23 protein-coding genes are annotated in these 21999 nt (G+C 59.7%); 11 read left to right on the forward strand and 12 right to left on the reverse strand.

The annotated features are described in order from the left end of the window. Nucleotides 1-103 precede the first annotated feature (103 nt). The 3 genes from betA to betI all read right to left on the reverse strand — a co-directional run bounded on the left by betA (nt 104) and on the right by betI (nt 3952). Complete coding sequence (gene betA / locus VNZ65_RS00720) at nt 104-1774, reverse strand: choline dehydrogenase (RefSeq protein WP_325665080.1); 1671 nt, start codon at nt 1772-1774, stop codon at nt 104-106. Nucleotides 1775-1844: 70 nt separating this feature from the next. After that, on the reverse strand, nt 1845-3317 hold the full coding sequence (betB, locus tag VNZ65_RS00725) for a betaine-aldehyde dehydrogenase (protein ID WP_325665082.1): 1473 nt from the start codon (nt 3315-3317) through the stop codon (nt 1845-1847). Between the two features lie 41 nt (nt 3318-3358). After that, nucleotides 3359-3952, reverse strand: a complete 594-nt coding sequence (gene betI / locus VNZ65_RS00730; RefSeq protein ID WP_325665117.1) for a transcriptional regulator BetI — start codon at nt 3950-3952, stop codon at nt 3359-3361. A 277-nt stretch (nt 3953-4229) separates the two neighbouring features. Here betI and VNZ65_RS00735 point away from each other — a divergent pair, with 277 nt between their 5' ends. The 3 genes from VNZ65_RS00735 to VNZ65_RS00745 all read left to right on the forward strand — a co-directional run bounded on the left by VNZ65_RS00735 (nt 4230) and on the right by VNZ65_RS00745 (nt 6648). Then, a complete protein-coding gene (locus VNZ65_RS00735) occupies nt 4230-5807 on the forward strand; it encodes a BCCT family transporter (RefSeq protein WP_325665084.1) in 1578 nt (525 codons plus the stop codon). A 159-nt stretch (nt 5808-5966) separates the two neighbouring features. Continuing rightward, a complete protein-coding gene (locus VNZ65_RS00740) occupies nt 5967-6332 on the forward strand; it encodes a type II toxin-antitoxin system RelE/ParE family toxin (RefSeq protein ID WP_325665119.1) in 366 nt (121 codons plus the stop codon). A gap of 25 nt (nt 6333-6357) precedes the next feature. Continuing rightward, nucleotides 6358-6648: an XRE family transcriptional regulator gene (locus VNZ65_RS00745; RefSeq protein WP_325665086.1), complete on the forward strand. Its 291-nt coding sequence runs from the start codon at nt 6358-6360 to the stop codon at nt 6646-6648. Nucleotides 6649-6737: 89 nt separating this feature from the next. On the opposite strand, the gene VNZ65_RS00750 is transcribed toward VNZ65_RS00745, so the two are convergent. Together VNZ65_RS00750 and VNZ65_RS00755 are read right to left on the reverse strand one after the other, a co-directional pair. After that, complete coding sequence (locus VNZ65_RS00750; protein ID WP_325665088.1) at nt 6738-8036, reverse strand: solute carrier family 23 protein; 1299 nt, start codon at nt 8034-8036, stop codon at nt 6738-6740. Between the two features lie 228 nt (nt 8037-8264). Beyond that, nucleotides 8265-8783 carry a DUF1269 domain-containing protein gene (locus VNZ65_RS00755; protein ID WP_325665090.1) on the reverse strand — a complete coding sequence of 173 codons (519 nt, stop codon included), beginning with the start codon at nt 8781-8783 and terminating at the stop codon, nt 8265-8267. A gap of 150 nt (nt 8784-8933) precedes the next feature. Here VNZ65_RS00755 and VNZ65_RS00760 point away from each other — a divergent pair, with 150 nt between their 5' ends. Then, nucleotides 8934-9236 carry an antibiotic biosynthesis monooxygenase family protein gene (locus VNZ65_RS00760; RefSeq protein ID WP_325665092.1) on the forward strand — a complete coding sequence of 101 codons (303 nt, stop codon included), beginning with the start codon at nt 8934-8936 and terminating at the stop codon, nt 9234-9236. A gap of 228 nt (nt 9237-9464) precedes the next feature. On the opposite strand, the gene VNZ65_RS00765 is transcribed toward VNZ65_RS00760, so the two are convergent. Next, on the reverse strand, nt 9465-9638 hold the full coding sequence (locus tag VNZ65_RS00765) for a DUF3563 family protein (RefSeq protein WP_231880138.1): 174 nt from the start codon (nt 9636-9638) through the stop codon (nt 9465-9467). A 356-nt stretch (nt 9639-9994) separates the two neighbouring features. Between VNZ65_RS00765 and sbcB the strand changes: the two genes are divergently transcribed. Further along, nucleotides 9995-11428, forward strand: coding sequence for an exodeoxyribonuclease I (gene sbcB / locus VNZ65_RS00770; protein ID WP_325665094.1), 1434 nt, complete (start codon nt 9995-9997; stop codon nt 11426-11428). Between the two features lie 156 nt (nt 11429-11584). Here the strand turns inward: sbcB and VNZ65_RS00775 are convergent, their stop codons facing one another. The 5 genes from VNZ65_RS00775 to VNZ65_RS00795 all read right to left on the reverse strand — a co-directional run bounded on the left by VNZ65_RS00775 (nt 11585) and on the right by VNZ65_RS00795 (nt 15708). Next, entirely contained in the window at nt 11585-11899 is a 315-nt protein-coding gene (locus VNZ65_RS00775; protein WP_325665096.1) for a DUF3861 domain-containing protein, read from the reverse strand. Nucleotides 11900-11943: 44 nt separating this feature from the next. Beyond that, nucleotides 11944-12393 (reverse strand): PadR family transcriptional regulator, encoded by a 450-nt coding sequence (locus VNZ65_RS00780; RefSeq protein ID WP_325665098.1) that lies wholly within the window; start codon nt 12391-12393, stop codon nt 11944-11946. Beyond that, the gene (locus VNZ65_RS00785) at nt 12363-12509 is read right to left on the reverse strand and encodes a hypothetical protein (RefSeq protein ID WP_325665100.1); all 147 of its coding nucleotides are present in this window, start codon (nt 12507-12509) and stop codon (nt 12363-12365) included. The genes VNZ65_RS00780 and VNZ65_RS00785 overlap by 31 nt, the downstream gene beginning before the upstream one ends. A gap of 130 nt (nt 12510-12639) precedes the next feature. Beyond that, nucleotides 12640-13176 (reverse strand): spermidine N1-acetyltransferase, encoded by a 537-nt coding sequence (gene speG, locus VNZ65_RS00790; RefSeq protein WP_211444554.1) that lies wholly within the window; start codon nt 13174-13176, stop codon nt 12640-12642. 51 nt (nt 13177-13227) lie between these two features. After that, a complete protein-coding gene (locus VNZ65_RS00795) occupies nt 13228-15708 on the reverse strand; it encodes an acyl-CoA dehydrogenase (RefSeq protein ID WP_325665102.1) in 2481 nt (826 codons plus the stop codon). Between the two features lie 520 nt (nt 15709-16228). On the opposite strand from VNZ65_RS00795, the gene VNZ65_RS00800 reads away from it, so the two are divergent. From VNZ65_RS00800 to VNZ65_RS00820, 5 genes are all read left to right on the forward strand, one after another. Next, nucleotides 16229-17347 (forward strand): SDR family oxidoreductase, encoded by a 1119-nt coding sequence (locus tag VNZ65_RS00800; RefSeq protein ID WP_325665104.1) that lies wholly within the window; start codon nt 16229-16231, stop codon nt 17345-17347. A gap of 114 nt (nt 17348-17461) precedes the next feature. Next, nucleotides 17462-18340: a KPN_02809 family neutral zinc metallopeptidase gene (gene ypfJ, locus VNZ65_RS00805; RefSeq protein ID WP_325665106.1), complete on the forward strand. Its 879-nt coding sequence runs from the start codon at nt 17462-17464 to the stop codon at nt 18338-18340. A gap of 124 nt (nt 18341-18464) precedes the next feature. Next, nucleotides 18465-18752, forward strand: coding sequence for a hypothetical protein (locus VNZ65_RS00810; RefSeq protein ID WP_325665108.1), 288 nt, complete (start codon nt 18465-18467; stop codon nt 18750-18752). A gap of 30 nt (nt 18753-18782) precedes the next feature. Further along, entirely contained in the window at nt 18783-19013 is a 231-nt protein-coding gene (locus VNZ65_RS00815) for an RNA-binding S4 domain-containing protein (RefSeq protein ID WP_211444559.1), read from the forward strand. A gap of 77 nt (nt 19014-19090) precedes the next feature. Next, nucleotides 19091-19693, forward strand: coding sequence for a DUF924 family protein (locus tag VNZ65_RS00820; protein ID WP_325665111.1), 603 nt, complete (start codon nt 19091-19093; stop codon nt 19691-19693). Between the two features lie 5 nt (nt 19694-19698). Here the strand turns inward: VNZ65_RS00820 and VNZ65_RS00825 are convergent, their stop codons facing one another. After that, nucleotides 19699-20568: an MBL fold metallo-hydrolase gene (locus tag VNZ65_RS00825; protein ID WP_325665113.1), complete on the reverse strand. Its 870-nt coding sequence runs from the start codon at nt 20566-20568 to the stop codon at nt 19699-19701. A gap of 417 nt (nt 20569-20985) precedes the next feature. On the opposite strand from VNZ65_RS00825, the gene VNZ65_RS00830 reads away from it, so the two are divergent. After that, a partial coding sequence (locus VNZ65_RS00830) for a beta-lactamase hydrolase domain-containing protein (RefSeq protein WP_325665115.1) occupies nt 20986-21999 on the forward strand: 1014 nt, incomplete at its 3' end.

Below are 21999 nucleotides of genomic sequence, written 5' to 3' on the forward strand. Positions count from 1 at the left end.
ACCAGGTGACGGTTTTATCGTTTTTTATGAAATGCTCAACAGATTCGCGTGGGCAAACCTCCTTGCCCGCCCTGCTGCTATTACTTTGAGTAATGCGCGCCGCTTAATTCCTGGCGGGATTGCTGCCTGCAACGTAATACGGCACGTCGACCCGCGGCAAGGGATCGTGGCCGCGGATCTGATCGGCGATTTTCTCGGCGATCATGATGGTCGGTGCATTCAGGTTGCCGGTGGTGATCAGCGGCATGATGGAGGCATCCACCACGCGCAAGCCATCCAGGCCGTGCACCCGTCCCTGGTTATCCACCACCGCCATCTGGTCGTAGCCCATGGCGTTGGAACAGGATGGATGGAAGGCGGTTTCCGCATGCTGGCGCACAAAGGCGTCCAGCTCGGCATCGCTCTGCACTTGCGCGCCCGGCGAGATTTCACGGCCGGTATAGGCCGACAAGGCCTGCTGGGCGATGATCTCGCGCGTGATGCGGATGCCGTTGCGGAATTCCTGCCAGTCCTGTTCGGTCGACATGTAGTTGAACAGGATGCTCGGATGCTGGCGCGGATCCTTCGAACGCAGATGAACGCGGCCGCGGCTAGGCGAACGCATCGACCCCATGTGCGCCTGGAAGCTGTGCACCTTGATCGGATTGCTGCCGTTGTAATTGATCGCTACCGGCAGGAAGTGATACTGGATGTTCGGCCATTCGAAACTGTCGTCGCTGCGAATGAAGCCGCCAGCTTCAAACTGGTTGCTGGCGCCGACGCCGGTTCCCATCAACAGCCATTCGGCGCCGATCTGCGGCTGGTTCCACGGCTTCAGCGCAGGCGCCAGCGATACTGGCTGCTTGCACTCGTACTGCTGGTAGATTTCCAGATGGTCTTGCAGGTTGGCGCCGACGCCGGGCAAATCCAGCACCAGCGAAATGTCATGCTGGCGCAGCAGCGAGGCCGGACCGACGCCGGAGCGCTGCAGGATCTGCGGCGATGCGATTGCGCCGGAACACAGCAGCACCTCGCGCCGTGCCTGCGCCGCTTGCGGCTGTTCGTTGTGCAGCCAGGCGACGCCGACAGCGCGCTTGCCGGAGAACAGGATGCGGTCGGTCAAGGCATGCGTGACGATGGTCAGGTTGGGCCGCGCGCGCGCCTGGTCCAGATAGCCGCGCGCTGTGCTGGCGCGCCGTCCGTTCGGCGTGGTGGTGCGGTCCATCGGACCGAAGCCTTCCTGCTGATAGCCGTTGAGATCGTCGGTGCGCGGATAGCCAGCCTGCACGCCGGCCTCCACCATCGCATGGTAAAGCACGTTGTTGCCGCTCTTCGGCGTGGTGACGCTGACCGGTCCGTCGCCGCCGTGATACTCGTTGCCGCCGATATCGCGCGTTTCAGCCTTCTTGAAGTAAGGCAGGCAATCCAGGTAAGACCAGTTTTCCAGGCCTTCGCGCTTGGCCCAGTGATCGTAGTCGAGCGCGTTGCCGCGGATATAGCACATGCCGTTGATCAGCGACGAACCGCCCAGGCCCTTGCCGCGGCCGCACTCCATGCGACGGCCGTTCATGTGCGGCTCCGGATCGGTTTCATAGGCCCAGTTGTAGCGCCGCCCTTGTAGCGGAAACGCCAGCGCCGCCGGCATCTGGGTGCGGAAATCGAAGCGGTAATCGGGGCCGCCGGCTTCCAGCAGCAGCACGGTGGTGTCGGCATCTTCGGTTAAACGGGTGGCCAGCACATTGCCGGCTGAACCGGCGCCGATGATGATGTAATCGTATTCTTTTGCTTGTTGCATGATGCTCCTTGCTTGCCGCTGCCGCTTACGCGGCAGGGTGCGGTATCGTGATAAGACGCGATGGTCTTTTTTAAAATACCGAGGTATAAGCGCCCAATTCCACCTGGATCGATTTGATGCGTGTGTAGTGTTCCAGCGTAGTCAGGCCGTTTTCGCGGCCGACGCCGGATTGCTTGTAGCCGCCGACCGGCATTTCCGCCGCCGATTCGCCCCAGGTGTTGATCCAGCAGATGCCGGCTTCCAGCTGATGAATCACGCGGTGGGCGCGGCTCAGGTTTTCTGTCATCAGCCCGGCCGCCAGGCCGTATTCGGTGTCATTGGCGCGGCGGATCACTTCGTCCTCTTCTTCGAAACCGAGGATGCACATGACCGGGCCGAAGATTTCTTCGCGCACAATCTTCATGTCGTCGCGGCAATCGGTGAACACGGTCGGCTGCACGAACGCGCCCTGGGCAAAGGCGCCGTTGACTTCGCGCTTGCCGCCGCTCAGCAGGCGTGCGCCCTGGGCGATGCCGGATTCGATATAGGACAGCACGCTATCCATGTGCGGGAAGCTGACCAGCGGGCCGAAATTGGTGTTGGCGTCAAGCGGCATGCCGAGGCGGATGCGCGCCACCCGCTCCAGCACCTTGGCTTCAAACGCCTGCTTGATCGAGCTGTGCACGAATACCCGCGTGCCATTGGTGCAGACCTGACCCGAGCTGTAAAAGTTGGCCATGACGGCGACGTCGGCGGCGCGTTCCAGGTCGGCGTCGGCAAACACGATCAGCGGCGACTTGCCGCCCAGTTCCATCGTCACTTCTTTCAAGGTCGAGCTGGAAGCGCTCGCCATCACCTTCTTGCCGGTGGCAGTGCCGCCGGTGAAGGAAATTTTCTCGATGCCGGGGTGTTCGGTCAGCCAGGTGCCGACTTCGCGGCCGCTGCCGGTGAGGACGTTGAAGACGCCGTCAGGCAAGCCTGCTTCGGTGTAGATTTCGGCCAGCTTGAGCGTGCTCAGCGGCGTCACTTCGCTCGGCTTGAAAATCATGGCATTGCCGGCCGCCAGCGCCGGCGCCGATTTCCACAAGGCGATCTGGATCGGATAATTCCAGGCGCCGATGCCGGCCACCACACCCAGCGGTTCACGGCGGGTGTAGACGAATGAACTTTCGCGCAGCGGGATTTGCGTGCCTTCGATCGACGGCACCAGACCGGCATAGTATTCGAGGACGTCGGCGCCGGTGACGATGTCGACCGCGCGGGTTTCCGACAAGGCTTTGCCGGTATCCAGGGTTTCCAGCTCAGCCAGTTCATCATTGCACTCACGCAGGATAGCTACCGCGCGGCGCAGCACGCGCGAGCGCTGCATCGCGGTTTGCGCGGCCCAGATGCGCTGGCCTTGCTTGGCGCTGGCGACGGCGCGGTCGACGTCTTCCTTGGTGGCGCGCTGGACTTCCGCCAGCACTTCGCCGTTGGCGGGATTGATGGTCTGGAAGGTATCGCTGCCGCTGGCGTCGACACGGCGGCCGCCGATGTAAATTTGTTGTTGCTTGAAAACAGGCATGCAGATTCTCCTCAATGGGTTGCTGTCAGATAGGTCAAAGATCAGGCCGCAGCGTTGGCGCCGGTGCTTTTTGCCAGTTGGTAATCCAGATATTCGTAAGCCAGCCGGCGAGCCGCATCGGCATCGAAAGCCGTGCCGGCCAGGGAACCGCGCAGCCATAGTCCATCGATCATGGCCGCCAGGCCGCGCGCAGCCTGGCGCGCCTGCGCCAGCGGCAGTTCGCGCAGGAACTGGCAGCACAGGTTGGAACGCAGACGCTGGTCATTCACGTGCTGCAACCGGCGCAGAGATTCCTGATGCATGCTGGAAGACCAGAACGCCAGCCAGGTTTTCATGACCGGTCCGCTCACCTGGCTGTCGTTGAAATTGGCGTCGACGATGGCGCGCAGGTGGGCGGCGGCGCGGTCGTCGCCAAGTTCCTCGCGGCGGCGGCGGGTATCCGCGCTCAGGTCGTGCAGGATCTGGCGCATGGTGGCTTCCAGCAAACCGCTCTTGTCGCCGAAGTAATGGCTGATGATGCCGGTCGACAAGCCCGCTTGCCTGGCGATCAGGGCAATCGTGGCGTCAGCCAGGCCGACCCGGTCGATCACTTCCAGCGTCGCCTGGATCAGCTGCTTGCGGCGCAGCGGCAGCATCTCGTTTCTTTTCCTCAACTCACTCTCCCATTGCGTTCGCGGAAAGCGGTCCGTCAGTCCGCTGGGTGTGCAGTATAATTTAAATTGATTGGACGTTCAATCAATTTAAGATTAGGCTCTCATTGTGATGTCAGTGACAACACAAGATTTTTCTTTTGACAACAATATCCATACCCGGCAACAGAATCGGAACGAGGTTTATTCAAATGCAACAACAATCCAACATGGATGCAACGAGACACCAACCATCCATGCGATCAACCCGCGGGCAGAACAAATGAGCGCGGCGGCCACCATCACCGGCAGTGTGCCGGCCAAGATCCGCCTCAACCGGCCAGTCTTCTTTTCGTCAGCCCTGCTGATCATCGCCTTCACCATTGTCATCATCGCCTTCCCGCAAGCGTCGACCGCCTGGCTATCGCAAGCCCAGGTGACGCTGGCCGCCAGCTTCGGCTGGTATTACATGCTGGTGGTAGCCGCCTACCTCGGCTTCATCATCTGGCTGGCGGTCTCGCCATACGGCAAGGTGAAACTCGGCGCCGATGACGAACAGCCGGCCTTCAGCTACGGCGCCTGGGCCGGCATGCTGTTCTCTTCCGGGATCGGCATTTCGCTGCTCTACTTCGGCGCTTCGGAACCCTTGACCCACTACCTGTATCCGCCCCAGGGCGCAGCCGCCACGCCGGCGGCGGCCAGCCAGGCGATGACCCTGACCTTTCTCCACTGGGGACTGCACGGCTGGGCCATCTATGCGCTGATCGCCGTGGCGCTGGGCTACTTCGCCTATCGCCACAAGCAGCCTCTGGCTTTACGCACAGCCTTGTATCCCTTATTAGGAGAACGCGTGCACGGCGCTGCCGGCCACGCGGTGGATTGTTTCGGCATCGTGGTGACCGTGCTGGGCCTGGTCAGCAACCTCGGCATCGGTTCGCTGCAGATCAGCGCCGGCCTGGAACATTTGTTCGGACTGCAAAACAGCCATAGCTCGCTGCTGGCGGTGATCATCGTGATGACCATCGTCGCCACGCTGGCGGCCATTTCCGGCATCGAGACCGGAATCCGCCGCCTGTCTAACCTGAACGTAGTGCTGTTTGCCAGCCTGCTGCTGTTCGCTTTGACTATGGGACCAACGCTGCACCTGCTGAACGCCCTGATCCAGAACCTGGGCGACTACGTCAGCAACTTTGTCGGCAAGACTTTCGACCTGTACGCCTACGACCGCCCCAGCGACTGGCTCGGCAAGTGGACCCTGTTCTACTGGGCCTGGTGGATTTCCTGGGCGCCATTCGTCGGCCTGTTCATTGCCCGCATCTCGCGCGGCCGCACCATCCGCGAAGTGGTGACCGGCGTGTTGCTGCTGCCGCTGGCGTTCACGCTGGTATGGCTGTCCGTGTTTGGCAACAGCGCGCTTGACCTGCTGATCAATCACGGCGCCGCCGAACTGAGCCAGACCGCGCTGCAGCAACCCGCCATGACCATGTACAAATTGCTGGCGCACTATCCGTTCGGCACGGCCATGTCGGGCGTGGCGATCTTCGTCGGCTTCGTACTGTTCCTGACGCCGGCCGATTCCGGTGCGGTGATGCTGGCCAACCTGTCGGTCCGCGGTACCGACAACGAAGGCGACGCGCCGCACTGGCTGCGTATCTTCTGGTCGGCGCTGATCATGGCGGTGACGGTGGGCCTGATGTTTGCAGACAATATCAGTGCCATCCAGACCACCATCGTGCTGGCGTCCTTGCCGTTTTCAGTGGTGCTGGTGCTGTATATGGTTTGCCTGCTGAAAAGTCTGCGGATGGAATTCAAACCTGCGCTTGCTCCCAAAGTCGCGACAAAGATCGCCAGGCAGACCTGAGATGGAAACCAAGTTTTAAGACTTTCCCGCTGACCGGCTACCCGGATTGCCGATTAGACTGAACGACCCGCTCACTTACGTGGCGGGTCGTTTTTTTTGGACCTGACAAAAATTGCGAATATTCCATTGATGGAATATGCCTTTTATGGAATACTTGAAATGGAATGGGAAATTGAATATACAGACGAATTCGGCGGCTGGTGGGAATCCCTAAGCGAGAATGAGCAGGAATCGGTCCATGCCAGTGTTAAGTTGCTGCAACTTCTGGGACCGGATTTACACTTTCCTTACACCAGTGGCGTACATGGTTCCAAGCATTCACACATGCGAGAACTGCGCACTCAGCATGCCGGTCGCCCCTACCGCACCTTATTCGCTTTTGATCCGCGCCGCTGTGCGATCTTGCTAATAGGGGGTGACAAAACCGGCAGCCAGCGTTGGTACGACATACATGTGCCTCTTGCAGATCATCTGTATGACGAACATTTAGCTGCATTACGAAAGGAAGGAGCATCAGATGGCTAAGAAATTTTCCGAACTGGAGGCCAAGATGTCGCCGGCCTCGCGCGCGCGCGCGAATGCCAAATTCCACGCTTTGCTCGAGGAAATGCCTTTGCATGAGTTGCGGCGCGCTCGCGGCCTGTCACAAAAGGCTTTGGCCGAAGTGCTGCACGTCGAACAACCGGCGATTGCCAAACTTGAGCGTCGCGCCGATATGTATATTTCCTCGCTGCGCGCCCATATTGAAGCAATGGGTGGCGAACTCGAAATCATCGCCCGATTTCCTGACGGCGCGGTAAAAATCCAGAATTTCACCACCCTGGCGTCAGTGGAAATCTAGCGTAAACGTGCGCGGGGCCGTTCAGTCGTTGACTGAACGGCCCCGCGGCATGATGAAATTCTGGTTGCGCGACGATCTAAAAATCCATCCTAAGCTTTCCTCTGTCGCAGCAGCGCGTGCAAGATGATCGCCCCAAAAGTCGCGGTACCGATGCCGCCCAGCGAGAACTGCCCGAGCTTCAGGGTAAAGTCGCCGGCGCCCAGCACCAGCGTCACTGCGGCCACAATCAGGTTGCGGTTATCGGAAAAATCCACCTTGTTCTCGACCCAGATGCGCGCACCCGAGACGGCGATCAGGCCGAACACCACGATCGAGACGCCGCCCAGCACCGCGCCCGGAATAGTCTGGATCACGGCGCCGAATTTCGGCGAAAAGCCCAAGATGATCGCCAGGCAGGCCGCCACCACGAACACCAGCGTCGAATAGATTTTAGTGACCGCCATCACGCCGATATTTTCCGCGTAGGTGGTGACGCCGGTGCCGCCGACGCTGCCGGAGACGATGGTCGCCAAGCCGTCGCCGACAAAGGCGCGGCCCATGTACTTGTCCAGGTTCTGCCCGGTCATGGCCGCCACTGCCTTGATGTGGCCGAGGTTTTCCGCCACCAGGATGATGGCGATCGGCGCCAGCAAAGCCATGGCGTCTGCCTTGAATACCGGCGCCGAGAAATGCGGGATGCCGAACCACGCCGCGTTAGCAACGATGGCAAAGTCAATCGGTTTGCCGAGGCCGGCGCCGTTGGTCAGCAGCGCATAGATGACATAGGCCAGCATCAGGCCGACCAGGATCAGCAAGCGCTGCAGCATGCCGCGCGCGAATACCGCGACGACGCCGACGCACAACACCGTCCCCAAGGCCATCCAGGCGTCGAAATTGTTGCCGCTGACGCCCTTGACCGCGATCGGCGCCAGGTTCAGCCCGATCACCGCCACCACCGCGCCGGTGACTACCGGCGGCATCAGGGTTTCGATCCAGCGCGTGCCGATCGCCATCACCAGCACGCCGATCAGCGCATACAGCACGCCGCAGGCAATGATGCCGCCCAGCGCCACGCCGAGATTGGGGTTCAAGCCATGTCCACCATAGGCGCTGACGGCGATCACCAGACCGATGAAGGAAAAGCTGGAACCGAGATAGCTCGGCACCCGGCCGCCCACCAGCACGAAGAACAGCAAGGTGCCGATGCCCGACATGAAGATCGCCAGGTTCGGATCGAAGCCCATCAGCAACGGCGCCAGCACAGTCGAACCGAACATCGCCACCACGTGCTGCACACCCATCGCAAAGGTCTGCGGCCAAGGCAAGCGCTCATCGGCGGCGATGACCTGCCCTTTTCCATCCGCCGTGCTTGCGCGCAAACGCCACGTGGGAAAATAAGATCCTGCCATGAATTCCTCCCTGTATGCCGATCAGCCAGTCCTGCCTGCGGGATGGCCAGACTAGCTGAATCGTCTGTGATTGATTTTGTTTTTAACCGGAGGCTAGTGTACGAAGGCGGGCATAAAATAACAATCGCGATCAGGAGAAATCAGACGGAAAGCTGGAATAACGACGTAACGGACATAAAAAAGCACCGGCCAGCGGCGCGGTGCCTTTGCATCGTCACTTCAAGCAGGTTATGGAAAAACCGGAATATGTTTTTCAACGCCGGCAAAAGATGCTTCCGGGTGGCGTTTTTCCAGCATTTCCTCGATCTGCGGCACGCGCTTGAACGGCACGTCGACCAGCAGCAGTATCTTGCCTTCCTCGATCCCGGCATGGAAGGCCTTCAGGCGCGAATTCGGCAAGGCCGCCGCCGCCATGCCCGACATCCAGCTGCCCAGCACCGCGCCAGCCAGCGTCAGCGCCACCAGCGCCAGCCAGTTGAGATGCACCCATTCGGGCGGGAAATACACTAGCCACATGCCTAGCAGCAGGCCGATCACGCCGCCCGCCAGGAGGCCGACTTCCGCGCCGTTGGCCAGATCAGTCTTATGCAACACGTTGGCTTCTGGCATATCGGCCGGCAATTTGCCGTCTGCCGCCCAAAAGTGGATATTCCGTATCCCTACCCGCGCCAGCAACAGTTCGTCCAGCATGCTGCGCGCGCTGGAAACGTCCGGCAACATGAAGTAAAGCCTTTGTCTTCCCAACATGATGGTCTCCTATGGACTGGTTATGCCTTCAGCATAGTCAATCGGCATGGAATCCACAAAGTCTGATTGCCGTCATTCCGTCCGCCATCACCCGGAAATGGGAAAAATGCGACAATCGCCATTCAGCCAACCAACCATGATGGAAACCCCATGATCCTAGAATTAGCCGATATCCGTATCCAGCCGGGCAAGCAACAGGAGTTCGACGCCGCCATCCAGCGCGGAGTCGAACAGATCATCAGCAAGGCCACTGGCTTTGCCGGTTACAAGGTACACAAGGGAATCGAGTCGCCGGAGCGTTATGTGTTGACCATACTCTGGCAAACCCTGGAAAACCACACCGTGGATTTCCGCGAATCGCCGGCATTTGCCGACTGGCGCGCGCTGGTAGGGCCGTTTTTCGCCGTGGCGCCGACCGTCGAGCATTTTACGCTCTTGACAGAGTCACATTGATTGCAGGCTGGGGAAGCAAGAAGACGCGCACTGTGTGAGCAGCAGGGCAACCCGGTCTGACGGCCTGTGCCGGCGGGATGCCCGACTGCTACGCAGCGGCAATGTACTACGAGATGTTGGAACAACTGCTAAAACTGTACTACTTACTGCAAACAACTACTGCTGACCTTGAATTGCCGGCAACTCCGGCAATTCCGCCCAAGCAAGATTTCAGACTATGATGCAGTCTTAGAAACCCTTGATCCATGCTGCAGTCTGGGCGCTTTCACGGTCCAGGCGTTGCATGCGGTATTCCAGGTCGTACAGGTCGACAGCTTCTGCCAGGTAGGCTTCCTTGCGTGCCGCTTCCGAACGTTCGTAGGCGGTACCGAGACGCTTGAAGAATGCGGCGACCTTGCTCAGGGCGCTGGCGCTTTGCACGGCTGGCGCGGCCGGACGGGTAACTGCGGCAGCACGGACTGCTGGTGCTGGACGGGCAATGCTGGAGCTGTTGCTGATTGTCATTGTAGACATGATGAATTCCTCTTTCGTTTTGCGTTCACCGCAAGCCAATTGTTGCGTCGCACAATCAGAATAGCGTTTCCCCATCAAATATCCAATTTCGATTGCCAATAGCAGTTATCAGTTTTGTGAATTTAAGGGGCTAAACGCGGTTTTCCAGCACATCCTAGGATTTGTCTTAATGTGTTGTAAAACTGCTATACAGGCAAGGAAAGATGCCTGTAAACTGCAGCACCTTCCTTACCAGCCTAGCTCTGATGTCTAACCACACCTTCCTCTGGCACGACTACGAAACCTTCGGCGTGCAGCCGCGCCGTGACCGTCCGGCCCAGTTTGCGGCGATCCGCACCGACGCCGAGCTGAACGAGATCGGCGAACCGATCATGCTGTATTGCCAGCCGGCCAATGATTTCCTGCCGGATCCACAGTCTTGCCTGATTACCGGCATCACACCCCAGCATTGCCTGCAGCACGGCATTCCGGAATATCAGTTCGCCGCCCAGATTGAAAAAGCGTTTTCCGAACCCGGCACCATCGGCGTCGGCTACAACACCATCCGCTTCGACGATGAAGTCACGCGCTTCCTGTTCTGGCGCAACCTGATCGATCCCTATGCGCGCGAATGGCAGAACCAGTGCGGCCGCTGGGATATCCTGGATGTAGTGCGCACCGCCTACGCCCTGCGGCCGGACGGCATCCAGTGGCCGCACAACGACGAGGGACGGCCCAGCTTCCGCCTCGAACTGCTGACCAAGGCCAACGGCCTCAGCCACGAAGCCGCACATGATGCGCTGTCCGACGTGCGGGCGACGATTGCCCTGGCGCGCCTGATCCGCCAGCACCAGCCGAAGCTGTTCGACTTCTGTCTGGCGCTGCACAAGAAAGATCGCGCCGGCGCTGAAATCGGCTTGCCGACGCCACGTCCCTTCTTGCATATTTCCGGCATGTTCCCGGCCGAGCATGGTTGCCTGGCCGTCATGTGGCCGCTCGGCGTGCATCCGACCAACAAGAATGAAATACTGGCCTGGGACCTGGCCTACGATCCGAGCGAACTGTTTGCGCTCGACGCCGACACCGTCCGCACCCGCCTGTTCAGCAGATCCGCCGACCTGCCCGAAGGCGTGACCCGGCTACCCCTGAAATCGGTGCACCTGAACAAATCGCCGATGGTGATCAACAAGCTGCAAACCCTGTCGACCGCCATGGCGGCACAGTGGGGCATCGACATTCCGCAAGCCTTGAAACATGCGAAAATCGCGGCGCAGGCGCCCGACCTGAGCGGCCTGTGGCGCCAGGTGTTCCAGCGTCCGGACGAAGGCGCTAGCGATGTCGACGAAGACTTGTACGGCGGCTTTGTCGGCAACAACGACAGGCGCAAGCTGAACGATCTGCGCGCCATGACGCCACAAAAGCTGGCGGCAGCGCATATCAGTTTCGACGACCAGCGCCTGGAAGAACTGACTTTCCGCTACCGCGCCCGTAATTTCCCCGACACCTTGAGCCCGGAAGAGCAGGAGCGCTGGGAAGAACACCGCGCGGCGCGCCTGTTCGACGGCGAAGGCAAGGCGCGTACGGTCGACATGCTGTTTGAAGAAATCGACAATCTGTCGGAGACCGCCGACGAGCGCGGCGAAGAAATCCTCGGCACGCTCTACGAATACGCCGAGATGATTGCGCCGGCGCGCGGCTAGCAGCACTGCCGGCAGCGTACTGCCGGTGTGATGAAAACAGCACACGACAAAGCGGGGCCAGGATAATTTCCGACTGTTCAGACGAAAATTATCCTGGCCCCGCTCGTTTACACATTGCCCGGACGGCGTCCCGCCGGGGCAATCGCTACTTTAATTCTAGGTTTCCGACGCCGGCGCCGCTGCCTGCGGCCCCGCTTTCAATTTCTGGATGAAATCGCGCATCGGCTGGTGAATCTCGGCGAACAGCGGATCGCTACGGTTTTTCAGCATGACTTCGGTAAACAGCTTCAAACCCAGCGCCAGCGACGCCGCAGTATCGTCGTCAAACTGGCCTCTGGCGCGCACCTTGCCGATAATCGCGAACAGATCGTCGTGATTGCCGGTTTCAAAATGGATTGCTGCGTTGGTCGGCTCGCCCTGCTTCGGCGTCGCCAGGTGCTCCAGGGTAATGCGGTAGCGGTGTTCACGCATGGTGACTCCTTTTTCCAGACAGTTCTTACAGTCGCCGGACGCTCTCAGACGCGCTCGATCTTCACCGCGGCCAGGTCGATGGCATCGACGATGGCGTGGATCTGCTCTTGGGTCAGTTCGCCCTTTTCCAGCCGGGTGTGTATCGCCATCCTGAAGTTCACCATGGCGCGCTTCAATTCCGGCGCTGAACTGCCCGATGCGCGTTGCGCGGCTTCCAGCCGTTGTAGCGCCAGATTCAAGGCTTCGCTGTTGGCCGCCAGGAACGCCGCGCCCTCTGGTGTCAATCGATACAGCTTCTTGCCGCCCGCTTCCGCTTCGATCGCTGCGTAGCCCAGTTCTTCCAGCAGGGTCAGGGTGGGATAGATCACACCCGGGCTCGGGCTGTAATCGCCGCCGACCAGTTCCTCGATCGCCTTGATGACTTCGTAGCCGTGGCGCGGCTTTTCCTGCAGCAGATTGAGTATCACCAGCCGCAGGCTTCCTTGCTCAAACATGCGGCCGCCACGCCCGCCTTCACGCCGGCCGCCACGCTCAAACAAGCCGCCGCCCCGATGTTGCCTTTCATGACCTTGATGCATGCGGCTGTGGTCACAGCCTCTTCGATGCCCAAACATGGTTCTTCCTTATCTCGTTGAATGAGATAATAAGATATATCTTAGAAACTACTAAGTCAAGATTGAGTTATGTTTTATTTGCCGACACAGGCAGGTCCAGGCCGGCCAATCCACCAGAAAACAACATCAGCGCGGACGCTTGGCCAAGTATTCCGGCTGGAACATGCACATGCGGATCGCATCGCGATACACCCCATTGATGAAAAATTCGCTTTTCAGCTCGCTTTCCAGCTCAAAGCCGCACTTCTGGTAAATATGGATCGCCTTATGGTTTTCCTTGTCGACATATAAATACAGCTTGTACAGGTTGAGTACGCAAAACGCGTACTCGATCGCCAGCCGGGTGGCCCGTTCGGCATAGCCCCGGCCCTGGGCGCTCGGCGCCACGATGATCTGGAATTCGGCGCGGCGGTGGATATGGGTGATCTCGACCAGTTCGACCAGTCCCACCATTTCGCCGTTATCGCTTTCGAGGATGAAGCGGCGCTCGCTCTGGTCGTGCACGTGCTGGTCATATAATTGCGTCAGCTCGACATATGCTTCGTACGGCTCTTCGAACCAGTAGCGCATGATGTGGCTGTTATTGTCGAGCTGATGCACGAAGTGCAGATCGTTGCGCTCCAGCGGGCGCAATTTAAGGCCCGGTTGAACGAGGGTCGTCATAAAACGTCTTTCTTCTTTGTTGCAAATATTGTCGTTATTGGAAATTCAAGGCTAGCCTCGGGCCTGCACCGATTCGAGCCGGTTGAAGTCCTGCGGGAAATCGTCCACCTGCACGCTGATATCGCCGTAACGGGCGAAATCCTGCAGCACCTGCGCCTCTTCTTGCGTGATCGCACCTGAGGCCGCAGCCGCCGTGGCCCAGCCATGCAGCTCGATCAGGCTTTGCGGCATCGGCGCCAAGGTGCCGGCCTTCAGGGCGGGCTTGAGCCGTGCCTCGATCGCATTCACTTGCGGAATCAGCTGGAAAGCCAGCTCGCCAAAAGCTTGCGGCGACTGTTCGGCGCTGGGCAAATGGATGTCGCCAACCAGGCGGTCACGGCTGGCGCCATTGGTTTGCATGGCTTTCGCCACGGCGCTGTCGAGCGCATCCGACGGCTTGTGATAAGGCCGGCCGAAAGGAAACGTAATGACCCGCAACAAGAGCGCCAACGGCCGGTTCGGGAAATTGTCGAGCACGCCAAGATAAGCCTCCTGGGCCTGATGCAAGGCATCCTGTATCGCCCAATGCACATAAGGCAGATCTTCTTGCGGACGGCCGTCGTCTTCATAGCGCTTGAGCACGCTGGAAATCAGATAGAGCTGCGACAGGATGTCGCCCAGGCGTCCGGATATCCGCTCACGGAATTTCAGCGAACCGCCAAAAACGAACATCGACTGATCGCTCAGCAGGGCGAACGCCGCCGACATGCGGTTGACGGCACGATAGAAATGGCGCAGCTCAGCCGGCGCCGCGCTCGGCGCCGCCGGGAAACTGCCGCCCGACAGGCCCGCCACCAGGGTTCGTGAAAAATTGGCGCAGACAAAACTGATATGGCCGAAGAATGCCTCATCGAAATCGGCCAGCGCCTTCTGCCGGTCCGGCTCGCCCGCCGCCGCCATTTCCTTCAGCACATAGGGATGGCAGCGGATCGCGCCCTGGCCGAAGATGATCAGGCAGCGCGTCAGGATATTCGCGCCTTCGACCGTGATGGCGATCGGCATCTGCTGGTAGCTGCGCGCCAGGAAATTGTTCGGTCCCATGCAGATGCCCTTGCCGCCCAAGACGTCCATGCCGGCGTTCACCAGGATGCGGCCGCGCTCGGTTACATGGTATTTCGAGATCGCGGAAATCACCGATGGCTTTTCGCCGGCATCTACTGCCAGCGCCGACAGCCGCCGCACGGCATCCATCAGGTACAGGTTGCCGCCCATGCGCGCCAGCATTTCATGGATGCCTTCAAACTTGCCGATCGGGATGCGGAACTGATGGCGCATTGCCGCATAAGCGCTGGTGCCGCGCACTGCCAGCTTGGAAAAACCGACGGTGGAAGACGGTAAGGAAATCGCGCGGCCGGCAGCCAGGCATTCCATCAGCATGCGCCAGCCCTTGCCGATCTGTTGGCGGCCGCCGATCACCCAGTCCAGCGGGATGAACACATCCTTGCCGGAAGTCGGACCATTCTGGAACACCGCATTCAGCGGCCAGTGGCGGCGGCCGGTGACCACGCCGGGATGGTTGGTCGGAATCAAGGCGCAGGTAATGCCGAGATCCGTTTCCGCCTGGCTATCGCCGGCGCTCAGCAGGCGGTCCGGATCCTGCACCCGAAAGGCCAGCCCCAGCACGGTGGCGACCGGACCCAGGGTGATATAGCGTTTGTCCCAGGTGAGACGAAAGCCAAGCATGTCCTGGCCATCGTACTGCCCCATGCATACCACGCCGACGTCCGGTATCGCAGCCGCATCGGAGCCGGCATAGGGGCTGGTCAGCGCGAAGCACGGGATTTCTTCGCCGGCGGCAAGCCGCGGCAGAAAATAGTCTTTTTGCGCTTCGCTGCCGTAGTGCAGCAACAGCTCGGCCGGACCGAGCGAGTTCGGCACCATCACCGAAATCGCCGCCGCCGAACAGTGCGACGACAGCTTCATGATCACCTGCGAATGCATGTAGGCGGAAAACTCTTTGCCGCCGTACTGCTTCGGAATGATCATGCCGAGGAAACCCTTGTCCTTGACGAACTGCCAGGCCTGCGGCGACAGGTCCTGCCAGATTTCAGTACTCTCCCAGTCGCTGACCAGGCCGCACAGCTGCTCGACTTCATGATCAAGAAAATCCTGCTCCTCCGCCGTCAGCTTGGGCGGCGCCAGCTGCAGCAGCTTGTCCCACGCCGGCTTGCCGGAAAACAGTTCGGCATCCCACCAGGTGGTGCCGGCCTCGATGGCGTCGCGTTCGGTCTGCGACATGCGCGGCAGGATGCGCTGGAACATCTGCAGTATCGGCCCGCTCAGCAGGCGAAGACGCAGCGGCTTGAGCGCCACGATCAGGGCCGGAACCAGCAGCAGCAGCGACAGCAATATCGCCGCCAGTGCGCCAATGCCCGCCAGCCAGAAGCCGCCGGCGATCCACACCAATATGGCGCCCAGCCAAACCCAGGCGCCGACACGCAGCTGCATCAATGCCAAAGCGCCGATAAGCAACGCTGCAATCCAATAGAACATGCTTGCTCCCAATTTGACGGTTGTCCTTGCGACGAATCTTGCGCATGACCGCCGCCAGCGCGGAACACGGTCAAGAAGACAGGACGTCACCGAATGTAGGTGGGCATGTCAGGCAAATGCGTTGCCTGGAACACCATGGCCCAGTTAAGGAAATAGAGTAATTCTTTACCCTTTGGTCACTTTTCAAAGGAGAAAAGTTCACGAACAGCAAATTTAAATGTTAAACAACAATGTGTTAGCTTATTCTAGGCGGCGCTTTGGAAATAAGTATGAAGATACTGAATAAACAACATGCAACCCTTTGTAAATCTTTGTATCGATCTGTCAACCATAGTATAGAATCGCGCGTTACATTGCATGCATAGTTGCGCATTGTTGCGCATTGTTGTGGGAAAACGTAGAAAACCAAATGCCGAGCCTGAGCGGCTCAGCCCATACTGCAATGTGCACCACGTAGCCGGCCCACCAGCGGCCAGTCATCAACCCGTAGCAAACTAGTTACAAGAGCACTTAGCCTTTAATGAATAATTTAATTTTGATGACCGGTGCGACCGGCTTTCTGGGTGGCGCCAACGCTGTCGAAGCAATTCACCGTGGACTAGGCAAGAATCTGCTGTTGCTGGCACGCGCAGACACTCCTGCGGCGGCACACGCCCGGGTTATCAAGAACTTGAAATTGCTGGGCGCCAGCGCGGCCGATATCGCGCAAATCGGCGTCGAACAGATTCTCTGCTCGGACTTGTCGGAGCTCGACAACGTCGCCGGCGACCCACGCCTGGACCAGGTATCGGTGGTCGTCCATTCCGCGGCCTTGGCAACTTTCTCGAATCATCCTTCGCTGGAAAAGATCAACGTCGACGGCACCGTGGCGCTCGGCAAGCTGATGCACCGGCGCCCGGCACTGAAGCGCTTCATGTACATCGGCACCGCCATGGCCTGCGGCGAAGGCGCCGGCATCAATGCCGTGGTCAAGGAAAACATCGACCTGCCTCTGGGCGACGAGCACCTGGTGGCGTATACCCGCTCCAAGGCAATGGGTGAAAAGAAACTGCGCGACATGTATCCCGACCTGCCGGTGATCTACGTCAGGCCATCGATCATCGTCGGCCATACCTTGCTCGGCTGCGCACCGTCGCAAAGCATTTTCTGGGTCTTCATGGTGTGGCAACTGCTCGGCGCGCTGACCACCGCCCTCGATGAAAAAGTGGACGTGGTGCCGGTGGACTGGTGCGCGCAAGCGATCATCGATCTGGCGCAAAAGAAAACCCTGACGCACAACGTCTTCCATATCTCGGCCGGCCAGGGTTCCAGCGTCTCGTTCCGCGAGATCGACCTGGCATTGGCGGCGGCACGCGGCATCGAACCGATCGGCGCGACCTACAAGCAAATCACGCCGGACGCCATCGCCACCCTGCTGCCGCGCATGCGCGAGTGCGTGCCGGAATGCAATGACCGCCTGCTGCTGCGCGCCCTCAAGCTGTATGGCGCCTTCGCAGGCCTCAATTATGTATTCGACAACAACAACCTGCTGGCCGAAGGAATCCGTCCGGCGCCGATGTTTACCGACTACGTCGCGCTGTGCGTCGAGTCGGCAAAGCACATCCCGATTGCAGAACAGATGAAATGGGACTTTAAATAAGCCGTCCTGTCGCACCGCATCTGTTTCCGGCATTCGTCGCTTGCTCCTAATTGCTGCTGCTTTCCGTTAGAATTGCCTTCTATTCAGGACAACAAATCACCAGGGGTAACGACCATGAAATGGGAAGGCAATCGGGAAAGTGACAACGTCGAAGACCGCCGCGGCGATGGCGGTGGTGGCGGCGGATTTGGCGGCCGCTCGATCGGCCTCGGAACCATTGCGATTGCCCTGGTGGCTTCGTACTTCTTCGGCATCAGCCCGACTACCGTCATCAGCCTGCTGAGCGGCGGTCCGGTCACCCAGCCGCAATCCCAGCAGGCGCCTGCGCCCAACCGCGCCAACCAGCCGGAAGACCGCCAGACCAAGTTCGTCAAGACCGTGCTGGCCGACACCGAAGATGTCTGGACCCAGATTTTCCGCGCCAACGGCAAGACGTATGCACCGCCGAAGCTGGTCTTGTTTTCAGGCGCCACCCAGACTGCATGCGGCACCGGCCAGACCGCTTCCGGACCGTTCTACTGCCCCGGCGACCGTAAAGTCTACATCGACCTCAGCTTCTATCAGCTGATGCAGCAACGCTTTCATGTCTCCGGCGAATTTGCTCAGGCTTACGTGATCGCCCATGAAGTCGGCCACCATGTACAAAACCTGATGGGCGTGATGGACAAGGTCAACAACGCCGAGCGCCAGATGTCGAAGGCCCAGGCCAACGCCATGTCGGTACGGTTGGAACTGCAAGCTGACTGCCTGGCCGGGGTCTGGGCCTTCCATGCCAACCAGGCGCGCAGCATCCTGGAACAAGGCGATGTCGAAGGCGCGCTGAATGCCGCCACCGCCATCGGCGACGACGCCTTGCAGAAACAGGAACAGGGTTATGTGGTGCCGGACTCGTTCACCCATGGCACCTCGGCGCAACGGGTGCGCTGGTTCAAGCAAGGCGTCAGCAGCGGTGAAGTCAAATCCTGCAATACCTTTGAAGTAAAGACGCTGTAATCGATTGCACCAGACAAGCCGGCACACCCGGCTTGTCCAAGTGACCGGCAGCGCCAATCCGCGGCGACCGGGCCAACCGCCAGCTCAGACACTACCCCCAATTCCTTCATCGCGACTCATCAGCATGCCACATCAAGAAACCGTTCAATTGCTGCGCAGCGCCGTCAGCGCCATGCGCAACACCCCAGCCGGCATCGCCGGCCTGTGCCGGACCTGGCGTGCGCAGACCGCTCTGCTGTCGGCATTGCCGCCGCGTTTTGCCGAAGTGGCGGAAGATATCCTCGGCCGGCTGGAAGCCGCCAGCCTGTTTTCGGAAGAAAGCTGCTCATACAGCCAGCAAGACCTGCTTACCCATCTTGGCGCCTGGCTCGATCAGGCCCAGCTGGCGCTGCAAAAAAGCGCCAGCGTTTAATCTTTTCATCACTACCCTCATCGGAATGCTATGCAACAACTGGAATTACGCCTCAACAGCGATTACGTCGAACTCAATCAACTGCTCAAGCTGACCGGCGTCTGCGACAGCGGCGGCGCCGGCAAGGCGCTGGTCGCCAGCGGCGTGGTATCGGTGGACGGCAAGGTCGAATTGCGCAAGACCTGCAAGATCGTGGCTGGACAAAAAGTCACCATCGGCGACCTGCTGATCTACGTGCTGCCGCGGCGCGCGGCAAACTGAACGGCATTTCCCTGCGCCGTAGCGCGGCAGGGAAACCGCGCAAGCCGGCCACGCCTGACGCATCGGGGACAGACAGAATGGCGGAAGATAGTGTGACGATCAGGCAGTTCTGGTTCGGCGACCATCCGGACGACGGCGTTGTCGCCAGCCAGCAAGCGGGTCTGTGGTGGAGCAAGAAGCCGGCCGTCGACCTGCTGATCAGGGAACGCTTTGAAAGCACATTGCTGGCAGCCGGAGAGCAGCAGTTATCCGGCTGGGAGACCACAGCGCAAGGCGTGCTGGCGCTGGTGATCCTGCATGACCAGTTTCCCCGCAATATGTACCGCGATACGCCACGCTCATTCGCCTTCGATGCGCAGGCGCGCCATTTTTGCAGACTTGGCCTGCAGCCTGATTTTTATAATGCCCTGCGCCCGATCGAACGCAGTTTCGTGCATCTGCCGCTGACCCATTCAGAATTGCCGGTAGACCAGGAGCAAGCCGTGGCGCTCTGCGCCGCGCTGGCCGATCAAGTCCCGGCCAGTCACAAGCAGCGCTTTGCCGGCTACCTGTCGTCTGCCGTACGCCACCGCGACATCATCGCCCGCTTCGGCCGTTTCCCGCATCGCAACCGTATCCTGCAGCGGCCATCGACGCCGGAGGAACAGCTATTCCTGCAGCAGCCGGGCTCCTCCTTCTAAGAACTCTATAGCATTACATTCAAGGGAATCTTGAGGTAGCTGACGCCGTTCTTCTCCGCCGCCGGCAATACCCCGGCGCAGATGTTGAGCTGGATCGACGGCAGCATCAAGGTCGGCAGACCCAGGCTGGCGTCGCGCGCGGTGCGCATGGCGATGAACTCGCTTTCGCTGACGCCGTCGCGGACATGGATATTCTTTGCACGCTGCTCTGCTACCGTGGCGACACAGGCCGGCGCGCGTCCCGGCGGCGGATAATCGTGGCAGACAAACAGCCGGGTCGCCGCCGGCAGCGACAATAGGCTGCGCACCGAACGATACAGGCTGCTAGCGCTGCCGCCGGGGAAATCGCAGCGCGCCGAGCCCAGGTCCGGCATGAACAAGGTGTCGCCGACAAACGCCGTCTCCTGCTCCACCAGATAAGCCATGTCGGCCGGCGTATGGCCGGGCACATGCAGCGCCTGCGCGCGCAGCTTGCCGATATAGAACACCTCGTCGGCCGCAAACAGGCGGTCAAACTGGGCGCCGTCCAGCAAAAATTCCGACTCCAGGTTGAAGACTTTCTTGAACACTCCCTGCACTACCCGGATCTGGTCGCCGATCGCAATGGCGCCGCCGAGCTGCCGGCGCAAATAGGGCGCCGCGGAAATGTGGTCGGCATGCGCATGGGTTTCCAGCAGCCATTGCACTTTCAGGTTCTTGGCGCGCACGAATTCGATCACGCGATCGGCAGCAGCGGTCGAGGTATGGCCAGCCACCGGATCGTAGTCAAGCACCGAATCGACGACGGCGCATTCGCTGCCGGCCGTCTCGTAGACGACATAGGTAAATGTCGACGTACCCTGATCAAAAATCACTTCCACCTGAGGACTAGGCATCAAATCACTTCCTTAAACTTAACAATAGGTAACTATATTTAAATATATATAACATTGACAATTGCTTAATCTATCTCTATATTATTAACAATTAAATAAGTAGCAATAAAGCAACTAACACAACGTTTCACAGGAGCATTCAATACGCACGAACTGCCCCGAACTAACCGCGAATTGTTACATGGTTTGACGCACGGAAGGCCATTCCCCGCACTCGCCACGCCATCCAGGCTGTGCGGACATGATGCGTGCTTCTACCTTGCCATCTTAACATTTGCGACCTGGGGCGATAGCGTCGCGTAGCGATACCGGATGCGCCGCCAGTGTCGTGTCATGTCTCATCTGTCGGTATATCGCGCAGCCGGATCTTGCGCAGGCAAGCAGTGCCAATCACCCGTGAAGATGGAAGCATCACCTATGAATCTTAATATCATCAAGCATAGCGAGTTATTTTCAACTACCGGCCAGATCGACCAGGAAGATTTGCGCGAAATTGCCGCCGCCGGCTACCGATCCGTGATTTGCAACCGCCCCGACAGCGAAGACGGCGGCCGTCATGTCTCCAGCGGGAAGCTGGCTGCCGCCTGCGAAAAATTCGGGCTGGCGTTCAGCTATCTGCCGGCAGACGCCACCCATCTCAGCAAAGAGCATGGCGCCGCCTTGCGCCGGCTGCTGATCAGCATGCCGCCCCCTATCCTGGCTTTTTGCCGCACCGGCAACCGCTCGACCAATATCTTCCGCCTGGCGAATGCGGCCGAGACCAGCAGTCTTGCATTGCCGGAAGGAACAGCGCACGACAAGCCGCGTCAATTTGAAGTCGTCATCGTCGGCGCCGGCGCTGCCGGCATCGCCGTCGCCGCCAGCTTGCTGCGGCGCGCGCCGAATATCCAGATCGCCATGATCGATCCCGCCAGCCGGCACTACTACCAGCCGGCATGGACCCTGGTCGGCGCCGGCGTCTACTCGCAGAAAAAAACGGTGCGGCCGATGGCCTCGGTGATCCCACAATCCACGCAATGGCTGCAGCGTTCGGTGGCGGAATTCCTGCCTGACCATAACCGCCTGCGGCTCGACGACGGCAGCCTGATTGCCTACCAGCAGTTGATTGTCTGTCCCGGCCTGCGCCTGGCCTGGGAAAAAATCGAGGGCCTGGAACAGACCCTGGGCCGCAATGGCGTCACCTCCAACTACCGCTACGACCTGGCGCCGTATACCTGGCAGCTGGTGTCGCAGTTAAAACAAGGCAAAGCCTTATTCTGTCAGCCGGCAATGCCGATCAAATGCGCCGGCGCGCCGCAAAAAGCCATGTACCTGTCGTGCGACCACTGGCGGCGCAAGGGTGTGCTGGACAAGATTACAGTTGAATTCCACAATGCAGGCGTCGTCTTATTCGGCGTCGCCGTGTTTGTGCCGGCGCTGATGTCCTACGTC

This window comes from Collimonas sp. (genome assembly GCF_035566555.1).
Classification (GTDB): domain Bacteria; phylum Pseudomonadota; class Gammaproteobacteria; order Burkholderiales; family Burkholderiaceae_D; genus Collimonas.

Coding starts and splice junctions, on each gene's coding strand:
- betA (WP_325665080.1), bottom strand. CDS start 1,774: ATGCAACAAGCAAAAGAATACGATTACATCATCATCGGCGCCGGTTCA.
- betB (WP_325665082.1), bottom strand. CDS start 3,317: ATGCCTGTTTTCAAGCAACAACAAATTTACATCGGCGGCCGCCGTGTC.
- betI (WP_325665117.1), bottom strand. CDS start 3,952: ATGCTGCCGCTGCGCCGCAAGCAGCTGATCCAGGCGACGCTGGAAGTG.
- VNZ65_RS00735 (WP_325665084.1), top strand. CDS start 4,230: ATGAGCGCGGCGGCCACCATCACCGGCAGTGTGCCGGCCAAGATCCGC.
- VNZ65_RS00740 (WP_325665119.1), top strand. CDS start 5,967: ATGGAATGGGAAATTGAATATACAGACGAATTCGGCGGCTGGTGGGAA.
- VNZ65_RS00745 (WP_325665086.1), top strand. CDS start 6,358: ATGTCGCCGGCCTCGCGCGCGCGCGCGAATGCCAAATTCCACGCTTTG.
- VNZ65_RS00750 (WP_325665088.1), bottom strand. CDS start 8,036: ATGGCAGGATCTTATTTTCCCACGTGGCGTTTGCGCGCAAGCACGGCG.
- VNZ65_RS00755 (WP_325665090.1), bottom strand. CDS start 8,783: ATGTTGGGAAGACAAAGGCTTTACTTCATGTTGCCGGACGTTTCCAGC.
- VNZ65_RS00760 (WP_325665092.1), top strand. CDS start 8,934: ATGATCCTAGAATTAGCCGATATCCGTATCCAGCCGGGCAAGCAACAG.
- sbcB (WP_325665094.1), top strand. CDS start 9,995: ATGTCTAACCACACCTTCCTCTGGCACGACTACGAAACCTTCGGCGTG.
- VNZ65_RS00775 (WP_325665096.1), bottom strand. CDS start 11,899: ATGCGTGAACACCGCTACCGCATTACCCTGGAGCACCTGGCGACGCCG.
- VNZ65_RS00780 (WP_325665098.1), bottom strand. CDS start 12,393: ATGTTTGAGCAAGGAAGCCTGCGGCTGGTGATACTCAATCTGCTGCAG.
- speG (WP_211444554.1), bottom strand. CDS start 13,176: ATGACGACCCTCGTTCAACCGGGCCTTAAATTGCGCCCGCTGGAGCGC.
- VNZ65_RS00795 (WP_325665102.1), bottom strand. CDS start 15,708: ATGTTCTATTGGATTGCAGCGTTGCTTATCGGCGCTTTGGCATTGATG.
- VNZ65_RS00800 (WP_325665104.1), top strand. CDS start 16,229: ATGAATAATTTAATTTTGATGACCGGTGCGACCGGCTTTCTGGGTGGC.
- ypfJ (WP_325665106.1), top strand. CDS start 17,462: ATGAAATGGGAAGGCAATCGGGAAAGTGACAACGTCGAAGACCGCCGC.
- VNZ65_RS00810 (WP_325665108.1), top strand. CDS start 18,465: ATGCCACATCAAGAAACCGTTCAATTGCTGCGCAGCGCCGTCAGCGCC.
- VNZ65_RS00815 (WP_211444559.1), top strand. CDS start 18,783: ATGCAACAACTGGAATTACGCCTCAACAGCGATTACGTCGAACTCAAT.
- VNZ65_RS00820 (WP_325665111.1), top strand. CDS start 19,091: ATGGCGGAAGATAGTGTGACGATCAGGCAGTTCTGGTTCGGCGACCAT.
- VNZ65_RS00825 (WP_325665113.1), bottom strand. CDS start 20,568: ATGCCTAGTCCTCAGGTGGAAGTGATTTTTGATCAGGGTACGTCGACA.